This window comes from Streptomyces sp. NPDC088762 (assembly GCF_044750905.1).
Taxonomy (GTDB): Bacteria; Actinomycetota; Actinomycetes; order Streptomycetales; family Streptomycetaceae; genus Streptomyces.
Genome location: NZ_JBIVKT010000007.1, coordinates 60,950 through 79,161, shown reverse-complemented (window position 1 = coordinate 79,161; position 18,212 = coordinate 60,950). Strand labels below are relative to the sequence as shown.

The window sequence follows — 18,212 nt, the reverse complement described above, 5'->3', positions numbered from 1 at the left end:
AGGTCACAGGCGTTCAGGTGCGTCTATGCCGAGAAGGGCCAGGCCGCCGGCGAGCACCGTCCCGGCGGCTTCGGCAAGAGCCAGCCGGGCGCGGTGGGCGGCCGAGGGTTTCTCGTCCCCCTGGGGCAGTACGCGGTACTGGAAGTCGAGGAGCGCGTCCGCCAGCTCGACGAGGTGCCTGGTGAGCCGCTCGGGCGCGCGATGGTGCGCGGCGGCCTCGCACACGAGGGGGTGGTCGGCGAGCAGGCGCAGCAGCTCCGGGGCGTCGTGCACGTCCCCGACGGCGGGCCGGAACCCCAGCTGCTCGGCGTTCCTGAGCAGTGCCCGGCTGCGCGCGTGGGCGTACCGCACCCGGAAGAACTCGCTCCCCTCGCCCTGGAGCAGCAGCGCGTCGGTGAAGACGGGCGTCTCCCGGGCGGGCACGGCGAGCATCCCCCAGCGGGCGGCGTCGTTCCCGTAGCGCGCGAAGACGTCCCCGTCCTTGCGGGCGAGGGGCGCGACGAAAAGCCCCTCGGGCGGCACGTCGCCCTCACTGCCGCCCTCACTGCCGCCCTGACTGCGCACGAGCCGCAGCACGGTCTCCCGTACGACGCGCTCACGCGCGCCGAGGCGGGGGTCGGTGGCGCCGGGGGGCAGGAACGCGGCCCCTCCCCGCACGTCCCGGATGACCACGTCCCACACGAGCGCATCGCTGATGAGGCGGCGGGCGGAGGGGGCCTCCAAGGCGAAATTCAAAAAACCGGCGCCAGTGACCTCGACACGCTCGATCCCGGGCTCCTCGCCCAGCCGGCGTGCCAGTACCGAGGCCACGTCGCGGGGCGCACGTCCGGCCCTCTTGGCGACCTGAAAGGCAACGGGAGTGGCGTACTCCCCCACCCCACCGGGCCGGGTCCGTTCCACGACGACCCGCTCGGGGACGGCCACGCCGGCGCCCAGCTCCCCGTCCTCGACGGCGCAGCGCACGGCGCGCACGACGGTACGGGGAAGATCGGCGGGGTTCACAAGACCCAGCCTAGGACAGACGCCCACCTACCCCGCGAAGAGTTTCGCCATGTGAAATGGCTACGTCCAGGAGCCCGGGCCCGGGGGGCCGGGGGCCCCGCCGCAAGAGGACCGGCCGGGGGCCCGTCCAAGGGGACCCGACCAGGGGCCCATCCAAAGGGGCTCACCCAGGAAACCGGGGGCTCAGCCCCGGCCCCTCCCGGCGGGGGCTCCCTTCCTCCCGTCGCGCCGGTCCTTCCCCTCGACCAGCCGCCGTACGACCCGTACCAGCTCGGCGGGCTCGAAGGGCTTGGCGACGAAGGCGTCCACCCCGGCCGCGATCCCGGTGTCCACCTCGTGCTGCGTACAGGCACTCACGATCGCGACGGGCACGTCCCGGGTCCGCGGATCGGCCCGCAACTGGGTGGCGGCCCCGAACCCGTTCAGCCGGGGCATGACCACATCAAGGGTGATCACATCGGGACAGACGTGATGCACGACGTCCAGACACTCGGCACCATCGTTCGCGGTCACGACCTCGAAGCCCTCCAGCTCGAGATTGACCTTGATCAGCTGCCGGATGACCTTGTTGTCGTCGACAACAAGCACCCGGCCTGAGGCGCCTGGCACAACTCGAGAGTAGGTCGACCCGAGCCCCCGCGTCCGGGTTTTTGCCACTTCCACCCCGTCCGAGCGACGCACCCCCGCCTCCCCGCAAAAGGGGTTCCTGATCACCCCACGGAAGCTGGTAGTGTTCAACCCGTCGCCGCACCGCGAACGACACGCCCCCGTAGCTCAGGGGATAGAGCAACGGCCTCCGGAGCCGTGTGCGCAGGTTCGAATCCTGCCGGGGGCACTTCTGATGAAGTGCCCAAAGACCCCGCCACCAGCGCGAATGCTGGAGACGGGGTCTTCGCGTATGTGCAACCAACTGCCGCCCTGTGCACCCGTATGTCAGCGCCTGTGGACTATTCGTGGACAGGCGTCCAGGGGCCTCGCAGCGTATCGCCACTCACTTACGATCACTCGTACTCGCGCAGCAGATCTTCGATCCGACGGTTGGCCACCTCCTGACGGCCGTCGAGGTGCTTCGCGTACCGACTCAGCAGCACCTCCACACTGTTGCCGGCGCGCTCGGCGACCTCAGTCGGGTCGACCCCGGCATTGAGCCACGTCGAGAGTGCCGAGTGCCGAAGGTCATAGGGCCGCTGGGCGAGCGGCGAGGCAGCCGCGGTCGGCGGCAAGGCCAGGACGCGCGCCTCCTGCCAGGCCCGGTAGTACGTGGACGAGGACACCACTCCCCCGCCCTCACTGAAAAACAGCCGCCCGTCGTCGGCGGTCCCGAAGGTGTCCACGTGCTCGCGGAGGATCGTCACGAGCTGCGGGGGAATCGGCACCCGCCGCACGTCTTCCGTGGGTCGGTTCTTCAGCCCGCGGTCATCATGGCTCGCCCCTGAATCAGTCCACCGCTTCCCGACACTCGGCCGGGTCCGATGAAGCAAGGCAGTTCCCCACCCGGAATCGGGCAGCGTCAGATCTCCCGCAGCGAGCCCCACGACCTCCGCCGGCCGGAAGCCCCCGAAGTACATCCCGGCGAAGAGTCCCACCAGCCGCCGACCCCGAGCGCGGCGGTAACCACCGACGCACGAGACTGCGTGCAGCAGCGACCGAGCCCGCTCCGGGTTGGCCAACACCCGGGGATCCACCTCATTCGAGACCTTTGGTTTCTGCCAGCGCACTGAGGTGAGCGGGTGCTCTCGGAATCCCCCAAGGTCGGGCGTCCAGGTCGTTCGTACAGTGGCGCGCTCCACCTGGACGCCCGGCACCGCGCCTGCTCCACGGTGTGTGGGTCGACGGCAGACGGGATGGGAGTAGGGGACCCCGCGTGTTCATGGGCCCCCTGTGTCACCGGAGGGATCAGCTGGGCGCTGCAAACAATCGAGACTCCAGCCTAGGAATTACGCCCTTTGCCTTTTCTAGATTCTGTTCTCGCGTGACCTGCAAATTACGGTTAACGATATCGTGAACGTGGTCGACTATCTCTCCGAACCTTGCACCGTCAACATCGCTCTTGAAATTTGGGGGCGTCAATTTCATCTGAAGGGTTGAAACCCCATCTACCACTACCGGCTGCTTCACAGTCAGCCTGTCTCGCAGCATCCGAAGGGCTCGATCTCCCGAGACCAGTGCGGCGACTTCAGGAATGTCCCAATGGATCCCTTGGAGTGCTAGATCGGCTCGCCTCATATGCGTGATATCCCATGCGGCGCCCCAACTATTCTCCAGAACTCGTTTCTCGTTCCCTGGCTTCAGGAGCAGTTCCACGTACCCGCTCGCGTTGCCGCCGGAGAATAGAAAGTCGCAGGCAATTTGAAATTCATACATGCCCACAAAGCCGAGATCTCTGTCCAATGTGTGTACATATTCAGACAGAAGCTTTAGCTTGCGCTGCATATTAGCTCCACGGGACTGTCGATACAGCAGCTGAAGATTTAGCGCGAGCACGTATGACAGAGTCTGAAGTTGGGACTCTTTCTCGGGCATGCCGACGGAGAAGGCGTCCGTGGCTCGAACCGCCTGCGCTGGCACTCCGTCGTGGTTCATAAGGTCCATGAGCGCTTCTGAATCCAGGCTAAGCACGGTATTGACCGCCCGGATTATCTTCCTTGCCCTGTGGTGGTCCACCGGAGCGGTAAACCGCCCCCAGCAATTCTCTGCGACCCCAAGAGTGAAGTCGACATACATCGGTCCGATTAGGGTGCGGAGCGTCAACAACCCTTCTAGCTGTCTCCGCCTCGTTGAGTTATGTGGTCTACCTGCGCCGTAGAACCAACGCTCGATACTGACGATCACGTCTGAGTCGAGCATGAAGACCGTTGGGTCCATTCCCGGGGCGATCTGCAGCACCTTGTAGACCGCTTCGTCCGGGTTCGCAAGCGGTGCGATTGCACTGGCCTCGTCAAGTGTTGTGGCGCGAACTCGCCCGTGTGCGAGCGCCGAGTATTTTTCTCCAAAATCCGGAGGGTCGAACCTCAGCAAGCCGACTCCTGCAATGAATTCAACAATGCCAGTTCTGGCAACTGCCTCTTTCCAGTGCGAGTTAGCTGACGACAAATCCACCTCGTCAACAATTCCGAGCCCGCTGCGAGAGATGAATGCCCGATCGCCGATTACCGTCACTCTCGCATCCTGACGATGAGAAATCAGAAGATGCGACGGAGTGGAGTTTTTTGCGAGTTCGAATCCATGCGCTTCTGCGTACAGCTTAGTGGCCGATTCGGCGCGCCTGTGGCGTGGGGGGACGCTGTGCACGAACGCGGCAATATCAATCAGCATTACTGGTTCGCCGGAGGGTCTTAATCCGGTCAGGTGGTGAATCTGACCCGTATTTGCACCTTGTGCGAAGGGTACGTCGGCCGGGTCGAATCTCACACGCGGGGCGGCGCATGTTGGGTGCGTGAGGAATATCCCCAATCCGTCATCTTGTTTAACCAATTGCACTGCGAGAAGGACATCATGATGGATCTCGATGTCGCTTTCGCAGCCTGCGCACTTTAGGTCGACGCCCTCAAATTTCTTTAGAGTCGACTTGAGGGACTTCAAGACCTCTTTACTCAAGCCGTCGGGAAGCCACCATCTAATCCGAATGGAACCATCTGGATTCAACGAATTCTTCCCCCCTGGCTTCCAGCGCCAGCCCTAGGCCCCGAACGGAATCGAGGACTTCAGGTTCGATGGTAATACCAGAATCGGTGCGCCCGCAGAGAATTTCCGACAAGATGGGGTGTTTCTAGCCGGGTTGTAGCGCCCGGGATGACGGGCATGCCCGCCCGAGGCCCGGGTGGGGGTGATGTGGTCATGACCATCGACCAGAAGGCAGCACAGGAGTTGGCCGGCCGGGCTCACGAGGTAGGGCGGGCGTCTGAGCGGAAGCATTGGCGGGACGTGCTGCAGCGCGTGAGCCGCGGGCGGTTCGGGCGGCGGCGTGGATGGGGCCGGCGAGCCGGAGACACGCATTGGCGGGTCACCGTCTCTGGGGAACGTCACAGCTGGCGTGAACGTGCAGCCAATCTGGATGGCGAGGCCGCGTTCAGCGTCGATTACCAGGTCTGCCAGGACTGTCAGCTTGGATGGGTCGAGCAGCCTTACACGCTGCCGGAGTACCAGCGATGCGGTCTGGCCCTCCGCTGGCCTCGCGGCGCTGCGGATCGAGTACCCAGGCCTGTAGTGGCACACCCTGGGTGGGCACCTCCGCGCCAAGGGATTCTGGGCGGCGGTAGGAGCCGACGTGCCCGGCGCGTATCAACAGCGCAGCCTCTGCGCCCACATCACTGCCTGGTTCAGCGGCGCCTTCGCGAGATGCGGCCTATTCGTGGACCGGCGAGGGGTGCCAGCAGTTCGTAGGCCGCTGACCCGCGCAGATTCTTCGGATGCACGGGGCCTCCGGAGCCGTGTGCGCAGGTTCGAATCCTGCCGGGGGCACTTCGCAGGAAGTGCCCAAAGACCCCGCCATCATCGCTTTAGCTGAGACAGGGTCTTCGCGTATGCGCAGCCAAATGCCGCCGCGTGCAGCGGCTGCGGACTCTTCGTGGCCAGGTTCTTGGTTCATCGCCCAGCTCAGCCCGGGGAACACCGAGGCCCCAGGACGGGTCCAGGGGCCTCGCAGGCTATCGCCCCTCACTCGCCATCACTCGTACTCGCGCAGCAGATCTTCGATCCGACGGTTGGCCTGGCGGCCGTCGAGGTGCTTCGCGGACCGACTCAGCAGCAGCTCCACGCTGTTGCCGGCGCGCTCGGCTACCTCGGTCGGATCGACTCCGGCATGGAGCCAGGCAGAGAGCGCCGAGTGCCGGAGGTCGTGGGGCCGACTCGCGAGCGGTAACGCAGCGGCGGCCGGCGGACCACTCCTCCAGCCTCGCTGGAAACAGCCTGCCGTCTTCGGCGGCGCTGAAGACGGCACGCGCCCGCGTGGACAGCCCCCGGTCACCGGGCGGCGGCCCCGGGCCCGGAGATGGTGCTTCGTGTAGCGGGAGGCGTCGCCCCGCATGCTTTCCGGGTTCCGGTGGTCTGTACGAGGGAGGTGGGGCGGGGTCTGTGGGTTTGGGGGGTGGGTTCCGGTCGGGGGGCTGCATAGGTTCGGGGGGTGGCCACCTTGTGCCGTTGACCTGGTGCTTCGTGGCGGGCTCTGACGTTGAGGATGGGCGGCGCGGATGCGTGAGCTGGTGGAGACGGCGCGGCGGTGGGTGGCCGAGGGGCGGGTGGCCTTTCTGGCGCGGCCCGTGTTCGAGCAGGGGTTCGGGCCGCGGGATCCCGCCGCGGCCGTGCTCGTCGATGCGCGGGGTGAGTGTGCCGGGGCGCTGTACAACGGGGTCTTCGACGCGCAGCTCGTCGCCGAGGCGGGGGCCATGGCCGCCGGGGACACCGCGCGGGTGTGCCGGGTGTCGGTCGGGGCGGGCGAGGCCGCGGAGGCGCGGTTGACCTGTGGCGGGCAGGCCGAGGTGCTGGTGCAGCCGCTGGCGGCGGTTCCCGACGAGTGGTGGCGGTTGCTCGGGGAGGGGGCCGGGGTGGCGCTCGTGACCCGGCTGAACGAGGGCGCCGATCAGGCCGTGAGTGAGGTCGTACGGGCCGGCGAAGCCGGATCGGGCGAGGCCGGCGAGGCCGGGTCGGGCGAAGCGGGGTCGGGCGAGGCCGGGCGGCGGGCCGCGGAGTTGCTGGCGACCCGGCGGCCCGGGCGGGACGCGCTGTACGGGGAGTCCGGCCTGGTGCTCGTGGAGGCGTATCCGTCGGCGCCGTACGTGGTGATCGGCGGGGGCGGCGAGCTCGCGGAGGTCATCGAGCGGCAGGCCGCCCTGCTCGGCTGGGGCGCGCGGACCGTGCAGTCGGCGGCGGACGCGCTGAAGGTGCTCACCGAGCAGCGCCACGGGGCCTGCCTGGTGGTGCTCAGCCACGATCCGGAGTTTGACGTACCGGCGCTGCGGGGCGCACTGGAGCTCGGGATCCCGTACGTGGGAGCGCTCGGGTCGCGGCGCACCACGGCACGCCGCCGTGAGGGGCTGGTCGCCGCCGGGGTGAGCGAGGCCCAACTGGCCCTGGTGCACGGACCGATCGGCCTCGATCTCGGCGCACGGACCCCGGCGGAAACGGCGCTGGCCATCTGCGCCGAGATCCTGGGCGTGCTCGGCGGCCGCGAGGCCCGGGCCCTGCGCGACTCGGACGGGCCGCTGAAGGGGTAGGTCCCGCGGAAAAAGGGGTTGGGGCCGGGGTGCGGCTTCCGGCACTCTTCCCCCTATGACCTTCATAGATGGAAAGGCGGGCTCCGCCGGGCGCCTGTGAGCGCCCGGGAGTTCGCACAGGAGCGCGTGCGCGAGGCGTGCGCGCTGCGGGACGAGTGGCTGGCGTACGGGCTGAGGGCCCGGCCGGCCGAACGGGCGGATGCCGAGGACGCGGTCCGGGAGATCCACCGGCTGCTCGGGGAGGCTTCGCCCCGGCGGTTCGAATGGGTGGAGTCGCCCGCCGCCGGCATGGAGCGGGTACGGGAAGAAGCCGGCTTCCGGGCCCCCGTCCGCACGCCCGCCCACGGACGGCGGGCGCAGCCCCTCGCGGCGCGCCTCGCCGGCCTGGAGTCGGGTCTGCGCGAGCGGCTGGGCGAGGCGGTGGGTGAGCCGTGGGCTCCGCCCTGGTCATCCGTCGGGACACTGCCGCCCGGCGTGCCGGTCGAGCAGGGCCTGGCCTCCGGAGTCTCCGCGCACCGGCTGGTACGGGTGGCCGTGGGGGATGCGCTCAAGGCCTCGGTCTCCGATGCGGTGAGGGCCTCCGTGCGGAGTTCCGCGGGAAGCCCGCCTCCCGGACTGATGACCTTCTACGGGCAGCACGCCGCGCACTGGGTCGGCTACTACGACATCTGCGCGCGCGTCGGCCTCGCCCGCTACTCCTCCTCGGACGCCGCCGAACTGCGACTGTGGGCGCGGCTCGCGCGGAGTACCGGGTGGTGGTGGTCGGCGCCGGGGCGGTGCGTCCTGGCCGAACGGCCCGTGGAGGTCCGTACGGAGCCGGCTCCCGGCGCGGTGCACGGGGAGATCCGGCTGCACGGTGAGAACGGGCCGGCCGTGCGCTTCGCGGACGGCACCGCGGTGCACGTCCTGCACGGGGCGGTGGTGCCGGAGTGGGTGGTCACCGCGCCGACCGTCGAGCGCATCCACGCCGAGCCCAACATCGAGGTCCGGCGCAGCGCCATCGAGCGCATCGGCTGGGATTCCTACGTCGACCAGGCCGGGCTGAAACTCGTCGCAACGGCCGATGATCCCGGCAATCCGGGGTTTCGGCTGGCCCTCTACGACGTACCGGCGGGGGTGTGGGGGCGGCCCGGGCGGCTGCTGCTCACGGTGAACGGCTCGGTCGAGCCGGACGGGCGGCGCCGCCGCTACGGGCTCGGGGTCCCGGCCCACATCGACGATCCGCTCGACGCGGCCGGCTGGTCGTACGGGGTGAGCGGCGACCAGTACGCGCAGCTCGTGCGCAGGACATGAACGGGGAGGACAAGAACAGGATGGCGACCGTGGGAGTGGTGGGGCGTGTGGCGGTGACGCTCGGGGAGCTGACCGAGCGGACCGGGCTCGATGTGCTGGAGCACCTCGCGCGCGAGGTGGCGGTGCCGGTGGTCGACGGGATGCAGGCGCAGGGCGACCTGCTGGTGGTGCCGATGGGGATGCTGCGGCACGTGAGCCTCGGCTCGCGCTGGTCCCCCGGGGTGCTGTGGCAGACGGTGCCGCCGGGCGGGATCGAGCTGCTGCGCAGCACCGCGGGCGGGAACCCGCACACGTTGGTCGCCGATCCCGGGCGGTGCCGGTGGACGCCGGAGGTGCAGGATCCGACGGAGCTGGCGCTCGGGGTGCTGGAGGCGACCGAGGTCGCGTACCTCATCCACCCCGAGCACGGGGCCACCGGCATCGCCCCCGGGCGCTACGTGGTGCGGCGCCAGCGCGAGCGGGCGCTGGGGGCGGCGCCGGGGGCGCTGCGGTCCCGGATGTTCCGGGGCGCGGGCAATCAGTTCGTCTGCGACTGAGTCCGGACACCCCCTAGCCGCCGTCCTTGCCCAGGGCTCGTTCGAGCTGGGCCTTGTTCATGTCCGAGCGGCCGTGGATGTTGCGGCGGCGGGCCTCCGCGTAGAGCTGGTCGTACGTGGGGCCCTGCGCGCCGGAGTGGGAGTGCAGGCCGCCGCGCCGGGACGAGGACATGTCCTCCAGGGACTCCTTGCTCGCGGTCTTGGACTCGCCCGCCCGGGCACGTTCCTTGTTGACCGTCCGGGCGGCGATCTCCTTGGCCCGCTCCTCGGACTCGCCGCGCTGCTCGGCGCTCTCCTTGATGTGCTCGTATTGGCGTTCACGCTTCGGGGAAGATCCGCGGGGCGTCATGGCCGGCCTCCTTGACCGTTCGGGTACCCGGTGCCTGTGCCTCTGGGCGCGTACCCCGGTTGGTGCAACGTATCCGGCCTGAAATGCGCATATCGCACCGTAGTGCGGGAAAATGGTGTGTATGGACATGATCCTGAGCGTGGACCCCATCCTCACTGACATCGTGTGGTTCGTGGTCGTCGGATTCGCCGTCGTCGGCATCCTGCTCGGCGGCTTCAAGCTGGGCCAGCGGGTCCGGGCCAAGGAGCCCCCGCCCCCCGACCCCGAGAGCCAGCCGCACCTGCCGAACGGTGGGGCGGTCCACGAGGTCCGCGAGGAGCGGGACCCGGTGGAGATCCCCGAGAGCGGCCTGCGGCCGCACGAGATGCAGGGCTACGGAAACTTCGGCTCCACCACCTCCAGCCACCCGGACGAGGTCCGGGCGGAGCGGGAGGCGGGCTACAAGCCCGTGGAGGGGCCGGGTCCGCACCCGCAGCCCGGGGCTCCTCCGGACGCGGGGCGGGGTGCGCACGCCTGACACCGCGCCGCGCCGTACCGCACCGCGCCGCACCACACCGCGAAAGCTTGACACCGGTCTTCTGTGGCCCGCGCCTCCCGCGCGGGCCACAGACACGTTCAGCGGCCGGCCCCTTCACAGGTCCGTGCGCAGCCGGAGCACTTCCGGCGGTGGATGGCGGGCCGAGGTGTGCCGGACCTCCGCCGTGAGCGGCGGGTCCAGGGGCCGGTAGGCGACCTCCCCGAGGCCGATCGCGGTGGCCGTGGCGGTGGCCGGAACCGTGGCCGCGGCCTCCTGGCCGGCCGCCGCCCGGGAGGCCGCGATCTGCGCCACCTCCGTGCGCAGCGCCGCCGTCAGCGGGCTCGACACCAGCGGCGTCTCGTCCCCGACCGGCAGGACGAGGACCAGGGCCAGCGGCCGGCGCGCGGTGCCGGTGTAGCCGACCACCGCCGCGTCGCGCACGTCCGTGTGCCGCAGCTTCTGCCAGCCGCGCCGCCCGGCCGGGTAGGCCTGGTCCAGCCGCTTGACGACGAGCCCCTCGATGCCGCTGGCGGGCAGGGTCTCGTACCAGGTGGCGGCCAGCTCCGGGTCCGTCGTCATCGGCACCGGCTGGAGGGGCGGCCCCAGCGGCAGCAGCAGGTCCACGAGGAGCGCCCGGCGGCGTTCGTACGGGCGCCCGCGCACGTCGAGCCCGGCCAGTTCCAGTACGTCGAAGGCGGCGTACGAGGCCGGCAGGCTCTGCGCCAGCACGGCGGCCCGCGCGGCCGTGGCGGCCGCCCGCCGCTGTACGAGGGCGAAGTCCGTACGGCCCTCGTGCCAGACCACCACCTCCCCGTCGAGGACCGTCCCCGCCGGCAAGTGCAGTGCGGCCGTCGCCAGATCGGGGAAGGCGCTGGTGACGATCCGGCCGGAGCGGGCCTGGAGCACCACGTCGGTCTCCGAGCGCACCACGACCATCCGGTGGCCGTCGAACTTCGGCTCGTACGCCAGTCCGGCCCCCCGCGGCAGGGTCCGTACGGCGGCGGCCAGTGCGACGCGGATCACGGCCGGGCCCCGCGCAGTCCGGGCAGCCTCCCGGCCCCGTCGAGGTCGGTCAGCGGGCCGAAGAGGTCTCCGTCGCGGGCCAGCCGCGGCCCGATGTCGTCGGCGAGGAAGACCAGGTCGTCGGGGTGGCGGCAGGCCTCGACCTCCTCCCAGGACACCGGCGCGGACACGGTCGGCCGGGCCCGCGCGCGCAGGGTGTAGGGGGCGGCGGTGGTCTTGGCGGCGGCGTTCTGGCTGTGGTCCACGAAGACCTTGCCGGGGCGCAGGGCCTTGGCCATGCGGTGCACGACCAGGTCGGGGAGCTCGCGCTCGGCCTCCTGGGCGAGCTGTTTCGCGTACGCCGACACCTGCCGGGAGGGGACGGGCTCGAGCGCCACGGCCAGGTGCAAGCCCTTGGAGCCGGAGGTCTTCGCGTAGGCGCGCAGGCCGTCCGCGGCGAGCCGGTCACGCAGCCAGAGCGCGGCGGCGCAGCACTCGACGATGGTGGCGGGCGGGCCGGGGTCGAGGTCGAGGACCATCCGGTCGGCGACGGCCGGGCTGCCGGCGGGCCACTGGTGGGTGTGGAACTCCACGACGAGGTTGGCGGCCCACATGAGGGAGGGCATGTCCGCGACGACCACCTGCTCGGCGGAGGGGTCCTCGGAGCGGGGCACGGGGGCGGTCTTCACCCATGCGGGTGTGCCGGGCGGCGGATTCTTGGTGAAGAAGAGCTGGCCGTCCGGGCCGTCGGGGTAGCGCAGGAAGGACAACGGCCGGTTGTGGATGTGGGCGAGGAACGGCTCCGCGACGGTGGCGTAGTAGTGGAGCACCTCGCCCTTGGTGAAGCCGGTCTCCGGGTACAGGACCTTGTCGAGATTGCTGAGCGCGATGCGACGGCCCTCCACCAATGTGATCGGCGTCATACGATGAGACTGCCACGAATCGGGAGGAACCGTGCGATCCATTTGGAACGGGGCGATCTCGTTCGGCTTGGTCAGCATTCCGATCAAGCTCGTGAACGCCACCGAGAGCCACTCGATCTCTTTCCGCCAGATCCACCTCGCCGACGGCGGGCGGGTCCGCTACCGCAAGGTGTGCGAGATGGACGGCGAGGAGTTGTCGGCCGCCGAGATCGGCAAGGGGTACGAGGAGGCCGACGGGTCGATCATCCCGATCACGGACGAGGACCTGGCGCAGCTGCCGATCGCGACCGCGAAGACGATCGAGATCGTCTCGTTCGTGCCGGCGGAGGAGATCGATCCGCTGCAGATGGACGCGGCGTACTACCTGGCGTCGAACGGGGCGACGGCGGCGAAGCCGTACACGTTGCTGCGGGAGGCGCTGAAGCGGAGCCGGAAGGTGGCGATCGCGAAGTACGCCCTGCGCGGGCGGGAGCGGCTGGGCATGCTGCGGGTGGTCGACGACGTGATCGCGATGCACGGGCTGTTGTGGCCGGACGAGATCCGGGCGCCGGAGGGGGTGGCGCCGGAGGGGTCGGTGTCCGTACGGGACGCCGAACTCGACCTGGCCGATGCGCTGATGGCCACCTTGGGGGAGGTGGAGATGGCCTCGCTGCACGACGACTACCGGGATGCGGTGGAGGCGATGATCGCGGCGAAGGCGGGTGGGGCGTTCGAGCCGACGGAGGCCGAGGTGGAACCGGGTGGGGGGCAGGTGATCGACCTGATGGCGGCGCTGGAGAAGAGCGTGCGGGCGGCGAAGGCGTCGCGGGGGGAGGCGGGGGCCGACGTGGCCGGCTCCGAGCAGGAGGAGGAGACGGCTGCGGTGACGCCGATGCGGCGCCGCAAGAGCGGTGCCGGTGCGGGGGCCGTCCCCAAGACGGTGGGCGGGAAGAAGTCGACGGCGGCGGCCACGAAGAAGTCGGCTTCGGCGGCCGCTGCGAAGAAGACGGGGTCGGCCGCGGCCAAGAAGACTGCTGCGGCGGGCGCGAAGTCGACCAAGTCGACGGCGAAGAAGTCCACTTCGGCGGGGGCCGCGAAGAAGTCGGCTTCGGCGGCGGCGAAGAAGGCTGCTGCTCCGGCACGGAAGCGGGCCTCCGCCTGACGGGGTGCGCGTTTTGGGCTGGGGCGCGCGGGAGCCTGCGGCGCCGTCTCCTGGGGCTCCGCCCCAGACCCCGCGCCTCAAACGCCGGCGGGGCTGGAGTTCGCCCGGCCCTGAGTTTGCCCCGCGGGGCTTGAGCGTGCCCGGCGGGCATCCCTACTGTCGGAGCCAGGTGCGTGCGTCGCGGGCCGTCGTGAACAGGGCTTCCACGTCCGGGGGTTTGAGGGTGGTCGGGGTCGTCGTCAGGTCGCGGGCGGCTGTCAGGGGCTGGAGGATGCGGATGTCGCGGACCGTGGGGGCGACGTCCAGGCGGGAGGGTTCGACCAGGGCCAGGGCCGGGGTGACGGGTGTGGTCAGGGCCGAGGTGGCGCGGGCCGCCGCGCGGCGGGTCCAGCGCGGGTCCGGGCGGGGTGCGGCGCGGCCGACGGTGAGTTGGAGGTCGCCGACCACGGCGCGCTGGCGGCGGCCCGGGACCGTACGGACGCAGAAGACTCCCGGGGGGCCGATCAGCAGGTGGTCGATGCGGCCCGTCCCCGGGAGCGGGACGCAGTGCAGGACCCGCCAGCCGTCCGCCTCCAGGGCGTCGAAGGCGTCTCCCATCCGCTGCTGGGCTGCCAGGTCCTGGCGGAGCCGGTGCCGGGCGCGGGTGCCCGCGGGGCCGTGTTCCAGTTCGCCCAGCAGGGTCTCGCCCGGGCGGTTCGGGGCGAGGTCCGCGTCCGGCGGCATGGCGAGGGCGAGCAGCTCGGCCGCCGTGGGGACGGGCGGCGGGCCGATGGCGACCGTGCCGCTCAGGTACGGGCGCAGCACCCTCAGGATCGCCTCGCGGTGATCGTCCGCGAGGACGCTGATCCGGTTCGCCTGCCGGTCGTACCACGCCACCGCCTGCCCGTCGGGCAGGTTCACGTACAGCCGGCCACGGCCGGGCCGGCCGCTCGGCAGCACCCTGAGTCCCCTCATGGCCCTCACCCCCGCCGTCCATGGGAGCAGCCCGGGCGCCCCACGGCAATCCCCCGGGTGTGTAACGACTCCGACGGCACCCTGCGACACCGCTGTTACATGAACGGGGCTCTGCCGCAACGGCAGGCGCATAGGTTTGACCCGCCCGGACCGCCCGGGCCCGGACGAAACGCACCGAAGGACTTTCCGTGAGCACCGTCAGCCGCCGCACTCTCGTTCGCGCCGCCGCCGTGACCGCATGCGCCGGAAGCCTGCTGGCGCTGCCCACCGCCGCCGCTCTGGCCGAGGGGGTGCCGGCGGCCTCGTCGGCGCACTCCGCCGCCGCCCCGCAGCGGACTCTGGTCAAGAGCCTCGCCCTCGCCGACGGCGTCTCCACCGCGAAGGTCTACCGGGTCGCGAAGGACGCGTACCAGGCCGACATCCTCACCCCGGACGGCCGTACGGCGACCACCCTGACCAGCCGTGACGGCGCCCCAGCCGTCGGCGCCGCCGGGGAGCTGCACGCCGTGCTCGACTCCGACGGGCGGCTGACGACCTGGGTCGGGGACACCTCCGCGCCGGGAGCCGCCCACGGTGTCGCGGGCGACGGCCACAAGACGGGCACCCGCAGCGGCGGCCACGTCGTGCCCGCCTCGGCGCCGAAGGGGCCGAGCGGTGAGCGGACGGGCACGGTCACCGACGGCTCTGCCGACGTGCAGCGCCTGCACACCCTGGCCGACCGGCCCGGCGACGGCGTCCTGCTGCTCGCCGCGGGCGGCGGCATCGCGGCCGTCGGCGCTGCCGGGCTCGGCTTCGCGATGCTGCGCCGGGGCCGTACCGACGGCTGACCTGACGGCTGACGGCTGACGGCTGACGGCGGTCAGGGGCGGGGCGGCTTCGTCCAGGGCCAGCGGGGCTTCGTTTTGAGGCCCGACGGGACGTGGCGGTACTTCCACCCCTTCTGGAGGCCGAGCCGCTTCGTGTAGCCCGACGGGACGCGCTCATAGAGCAGCACCGTGGGAGCTCCTCCGTCGGGCGCCGGGACCGGGATCTCGTACCACTTCGGCGGGTGGCCGGTCGGGCCGAGGAGGATCGGGAGGACCCGGCCGTCCATCGGGCCGCCCTCGAAGGGGGTGGGTTGGCTTCTCACCCCACCAGTGTCACAGCAGGTGGGCCGCCTCGGAGACCACCGGCATCACGCGCCGGGCCAGGACCCCGACCGGGCCGTCCGCCGATTCGAGGGCGAGGGCGGCGCGGGCGGCCGCGGCGGTCTCGGGGTCCGTGGCGGCGGTGGCGGTCAGCAGCGCGACGAACTGGTCCACCAGCCAGTCCCGGAGGGAGTCGACCTCGGGGTTCTTGCCCTCGTCGATCCAGATGAGGGACGCCGCCTCGACCGCGGTGATCCACGTACGGACCATCATGCGCAGCCGGGGGCCCGGTTCGGGAACGCCCAGGTGGACGAGGATCTGTGCGGCCGCGGCCCGGCGGATGCCGTCGACCGTGGCCGTGGTGCGGGAGGTTTCGACGACGCTGCCGCCCTGGAGGAGGGCGGCGAAGCCGGCGTCGTGCTCGTCGACGAAGGCCAGGTAGCGGTCGAGGGCGCGGGTCAGGCGCTGGGTCAGGGGGCCCTGCTGCGGTTCGGCGAAGCACAGTTCGAGGAGGTCGGCCGCCGAGCGCAGGGCGGCCTCGTAGAGCTGCTGCTTGCCGCCCGGGAAGTAGCGGTAGACGAGCGGGCGCGAGACCCCGGCGGCCTCGGCGACGTCGTCGAGGGAGACCTCCTCCGGCGCCCGGTGCGCGAACAGCGAGAGGGCGGCGTCGAGGAGTTGGGCTCGGCGCTCCTCGACGCTCAGTCTGCGGTAGGCGCGTACGGTCATGCCCGCAGCGTAGACGACACCCCTAGGGGGTGTCCGGCGGATCATGCCGAGCCCGGGGTCCGCCGCAGGACGCCCCTGGACATGACCTAGGCGAGGAGCCCCGAGCTCTTCCACAGCCTGCGGCCGACTCCGCGCAGTACGCCGATGTCGTCGAGGAAGTCGGTGAGCCGCTTGGCGCCGGTCTGCATGACCTCGCGCCGGTGCCCGCTCGCCTTGACCTGGGCGACGGCCTCGCGCCGGTCGAGGCCGATGTTCTCGTAGACGGCGGGGTTGACGAAGGCGAGGGAGAAGACGCGCGCGGCCTCGCCGCAGCTGACGCGGGTGAGTTCCTGCTCCCAGCGCGGGGCCGTCAGCATCTGGCGGCGCAGTTCCTCGCGGGCGTACCGGACGTGGCGGGCCTCCTCGATGACGTGGATCCGGGTCACGCCGCGGACGAGGGGCTGGACGCGCTCGTCCGGGAAGGTCAGGCGCTGCATCCAGTCGAGGATCTCCTCGCCGAGGAGGGTGCAGGCGAAGGAACCGGGGGTGGTGGAGATGGTCTTGAGGACGCGGGCGAGGTTGTGGTTGACGCGGGAGACCGGGTAGGCGGGGGCGCCGGCCTTCTGGATCATGCGGGCGAACATCATCGAGTGGCGGCACTCGTCGGCTATCTCGGTGAGCGCGTACCGGACGTGGTTGCTCGTCAGGGACTTGTCGTAGATGTGCCGGACCAGGAGCTGCATGAGGATGATCTCGAACCAGATGCCGAGCGAGCCGAGCGCCGCCGCCTCGTGGCGGGAGAGGTCGATGCGCTGCTCCTCCCCCATCTTCTTCCACAGCGGGGTGTCGTAGAGGGAGAGCAGTTCGGGGGGCCAGTAGTACTTGCCCTCGACCGTCGGGGCGTCCCAGTCGAGTTCCTTGTCGGGGTCGAAGGAGTGCTTGGCGGAGGATTCGAGCAGCCGTTCGGCGATCTGCTCGCGGTCCTTGAGCAGGCCGAGTGCGTCCCTCAGCGCGTTTCGATCGGTCACGGTCGTCATGGCTTCGGATACCTCGCTCGTTGGGTTACCGGCGGTCACTGCTTATGAGACTGCCTGTCAGCAAGGTCGTCAATCCCCCGCGCACGACTTGTTGACCGCGCGTCTACCAACGTGTGACGCTGCCAACTGTCCAGTCCGGTACGGCAGTACGTCAGTACGTGAGACGAGGAGGCGTCAGTGTCGACGCACGAGCTCTACACCAAGGACCCGGGCGAGGGCGTCTGGCAGATTCCCGCCTCCGGTTCGGCCCGCTTCAGCTGGGAGTACGACGGGGGCCGTGAGCGGCTCCTGGCGCTCTACCAGAAGGGCAAGGACAAGCAGTGGGACGGCGCCAAGCGCATCGACTGGGACCTGGAGGTGGACCCGTACGATCCGCTGGGCACCCCGGACGAGGTGCTGACGCTGTACGGGACGCGGCACTGGTCCAAACTCACCGAGAAGGACAAGGGCGAACTGCGCCGGCACTACAGCGCCTGGCAGTTCAGCCAGTTCCTGCACGGCGAGCAGGGCGCGATGGTGTGTGCGGCCCGCATCGTGGAGTCGGTGCCGGACCTGGACGCGAAGTTCTACTCCGCCACCCAGACCATGGACGAGGCCCGGCACGCGGAAATCTTCGGGCGTTTCCTGCACGAGAAGGTCGGGATGCTCTACCCGATCAACGACAGCCTGCAGGAACTGCTGGGCGACACCCTGCGCGACTCCCGCTGGGACATGCCGTACCTGGGCATGCAGGTGCTGATCGAGGGGCTGGCGCTGGCCGCCTTCGGCATGATCCGCGACACGACGGACAAGCCGCTGCCGAAACAGATCCTGGCGTACGTGATGCAGGACGAGGCGCGGCACGTGGCGTTCGGGCGGATGGCGCTGCGGGACTACTACAAGCAGCTGACGGACGCGGAGCTGCGCGAGCGCGAGGAGTTCGTGATCGAGGGCTGCCACCTGATGCGGGACCGGCTGCGCGGGGTGGAGGTGCTGGAGAACTTCGGGATCCCGAAGAAGGAGGCCGAGCAGTTCAGCGAGCAGTCGGAGTTCCTGCACCTGTTCCGGAGGCTGCTGTTCAGCCGGATCGTTCCGTGTGTGAAGGACATCGGGCTGTGGGGGGAGCGGCTGCAGAAGGCGTACCTGGAGATGGGGGTCTTCGAGATGGGGGACTCGAACCTGGATCTGCTGATGACCCAGGACGAGGAGATCGCGGAGGCGCTGGACCGGGAGCGGTTCGCCTCCGAGGAGGCGGAGCGGGTGGCGGAGGTCCGCGCCGCCATCGCGGAGGGCGGCGCGGCCTGAGACACCGGGGCTCCGCCCGTAGCCCGCGCCTCTGGCTCCGCCGGGCGGGGCCGGCGGGGCCGGGCCGGGGTCGGCCGGGCCGGCACCGACGGGGCCGGCGCCGACGGGGCCGGGCGCACGCCGGGGCACC

17 protein-coding genes, 1 tRNA gene and 2 pseudogenes are annotated in these 18,212 nt (G+C 70.5%); 8 read left to right on the top strand and 12 right to left on the bottom strand.

What is annotated here, in order from left to right; translation table 11 throughout:
• Positions 1–3 precede the first annotated feature (3 nt).
• Entirely contained in the window at positions 4–1,002 is a 999-nt protein-coding gene (gene nrtL / locus ACIP5M_RS18340) for an ArgS-related anticodon-binding protein NrtL (protein WP_401198170.1), read from the bottom strand.
• 183 nt (positions 1,003–1,185) lie between these two features.
• Positions 1,186–1,665, bottom strand: a complete 480-nt coding sequence (locus ACIP5M_RS18335; RefSeq protein ID WP_401198529.1) for a response regulator — start codon at positions 1,663–1,665, stop codon at positions 1,186–1,188.
• Positions 1,666–1,765: 100 nt separating this feature from the next.
• Between ACIP5M_RS18335 and ACIP5M_RS18330 the strand changes: the two genes are divergently transcribed.
• Positions 1,766–1,837, top strand: a tRNA-Arg gene (locus tag ACIP5M_RS18330).
• A gap of 166 nt (positions 1,838–2,003) precedes the next feature.
• Here ACIP5M_RS18330 and ACIP5M_RS18325 read toward each other — a convergent pair.
• From ACIP5M_RS18325 to ACIP5M_RS18315, 3 genes and pseudogenes are all read right to left on the bottom strand, one after another.
• Positions 2,004–2,759: pseudogene (locus ACIP5M_RS18325) on the bottom strand (tyrosine-type recombinase/integrase); the annotation flags it as partial.
• Positions 2,760–2,898: 139 nt separating this feature from the next.
• A complete protein-coding gene (locus ACIP5M_RS18320; RefSeq protein ID WP_401198167.1) occupies positions 2,899–4,584 on the bottom strand; it encodes a hypothetical protein in 1,686 nt (561 codons plus the stop codon).
• A gap of 1,084 nt (positions 4,585–5,668) precedes the next feature.
• Positions 5,669–5,881 (bottom strand): annotated as a pseudogene (locus tag ACIP5M_RS18315) (site-specific integrase); the annotation flags it as partial.
• A gap of 310 nt (positions 5,882–6,191) precedes the next feature.
• Between ACIP5M_RS18315 and ACIP5M_RS18310 the strand changes: the two are divergent.
• From ACIP5M_RS18310 to ACIP5M_RS18300, 3 genes are all read left to right on the top strand, one after another.
• Positions 6,192–7,214, top strand: coding sequence for an XdhC family protein (locus ACIP5M_RS18310; RefSeq protein WP_401198164.1), 1,023 nt, complete (start codon positions 6,192–6,194; stop codon positions 7,212–7,214).
• 126 nt (positions 7,215–7,340) lie between these two features.
• Positions 7,341–8,507, top strand: a complete 1,167-nt coding sequence (locus ACIP5M_RS18305; RefSeq protein WP_401198161.1) for a DUF6745 domain-containing protein — start codon at positions 7,341–7,343, stop codon at positions 8,505–8,507.
• A gap of 20 nt (positions 8,508–8,527) precedes the next feature.
• Complete coding sequence (locus tag ACIP5M_RS18300; protein WP_401198159.1) at positions 8,528–9,043, top strand: hypothetical protein; 516 nt, start codon at positions 8,528–8,530, stop codon at positions 9,041–9,043.
• A 13-nt stretch (positions 9,044–9,056) separates the two neighbouring features.
• On the opposite strand, the gene ACIP5M_RS18295 is transcribed toward ACIP5M_RS18300, so the two are convergent.
• Positions 9,057–9,392 (bottom strand): plasmid stabilization protein, encoded by a 336-nt coding sequence (locus ACIP5M_RS18295; RefSeq protein ID WP_401198157.1) that lies wholly within the window; start codon positions 9,390–9,392, stop codon positions 9,057–9,059.
• 121 nt (positions 9,393–9,513) lie between these two features.
• On the opposite strand from ACIP5M_RS18295, the gene ACIP5M_RS18290 reads away from it, so the two are divergent.
• Complete coding sequence (locus ACIP5M_RS18290) at positions 9,514–9,909, top strand: DUF6479 family protein (RefSeq protein ID WP_401198155.1); 396 nt, start codon at positions 9,514–9,516, stop codon at positions 9,907–9,909.
• Between the two features lie 114 nt (positions 9,910–10,023).
• Here the strand turns inward: ACIP5M_RS18290 and ACIP5M_RS18285 are convergent, their stop codons facing one another.
• A complete protein-coding gene (locus ACIP5M_RS18285; protein WP_401198527.1) occupies positions 10,024–10,929 on the bottom strand; it encodes an ATP-dependent DNA ligase in 906 nt (301 codons plus the stop codon).
• Positions 10,929–11,834 (bottom strand): non-homologous end-joining DNA ligase, encoded by a 906-nt coding sequence (ligD, locus tag ACIP5M_RS18280; protein ID WP_401198152.1) that lies wholly within the window; start codon positions 11,832–11,834, stop codon positions 10,929–10,931. The genes ACIP5M_RS18285 and ligD overlap by 1 nt, the downstream gene beginning before the upstream one ends.
• Positions 11,835–11,865: 31 nt before the next feature.
• Here ligD and ACIP5M_RS18275 point away from each other — a divergent pair, with 31 nt between their 5' ends.
• A complete protein-coding gene (locus ACIP5M_RS18275) occupies positions 11,866–12,975 on the top strand; it encodes a Ku protein (RefSeq protein ID WP_401198149.1) in 1,110 nt (369 codons plus the stop codon).
• 153 nt (positions 12,976–13,128) lie between these two features.
• On the opposite strand, the gene ACIP5M_RS18270 is transcribed toward ACIP5M_RS18275, so the two are convergent.
• On the bottom strand, positions 13,129–13,929 hold the full coding sequence (locus tag ACIP5M_RS18270; protein WP_401198147.1) for a nuclease-related domain-containing protein: 801 nt from the start codon (positions 13,927–13,929) through the stop codon (positions 13,129–13,131).
• Between the two features lie 188 nt (positions 13,930–14,117).
• On the opposite strand from ACIP5M_RS18270, the gene ACIP5M_RS18265 reads away from it, so the two are divergent.
• The gene (locus ACIP5M_RS18265) at positions 14,118–14,756 is read left to right on the top strand and encodes a hypothetical protein (RefSeq protein WP_401198145.1); all 639 of its coding nucleotides are present in this window, start codon (positions 14,118–14,120) and stop codon (positions 14,754–14,756) included.
• Positions 14,757–14,788: 32 nt separating this feature from the next.
• Here the strand turns inward: ACIP5M_RS18265 and ACIP5M_RS18260 are convergent, their stop codons facing one another.
• From ACIP5M_RS18260 to ACIP5M_RS18250, 3 genes are all read right to left on the bottom strand, one after another.
• Positions 14,789–15,058, bottom strand: coding sequence for a hypothetical protein (locus ACIP5M_RS18260; protein ID WP_401198143.1), 270 nt, complete (start codon positions 15,056–15,058; stop codon positions 14,789–14,791).
• 10 nt (positions 15,059–15,068) lie between these two features.
• Positions 15,069–15,782 (bottom strand): TetR/AcrR family transcriptional regulator, encoded by a 714-nt coding sequence (locus ACIP5M_RS18255; RefSeq protein WP_401198140.1) that lies wholly within the window; start codon positions 15,780–15,782, stop codon positions 15,069–15,071.
• A gap of 86 nt (positions 15,783–15,868) precedes the next feature.
• Entirely contained in the window at positions 15,869–16,798 is a 930-nt protein-coding gene (locus ACIP5M_RS18250) for a diiron oxygenase (RefSeq protein ID WP_401198138.1), read from the bottom strand.
• Between the two features lie 177 nt (positions 16,799–16,975).
• Between ACIP5M_RS18250 and ACIP5M_RS18245 the strand changes: the two genes are divergently transcribed.
• Complete coding sequence (locus ACIP5M_RS18245; RefSeq protein ID WP_401198135.1) at positions 16,976–18,082, top strand: ferritin-like domain-containing protein; 1,107 nt, start codon at positions 16,976–16,978, stop codon at positions 18,080–18,082.
• Positions 18,083–18,212 lie beyond the last annotated feature (130 nt).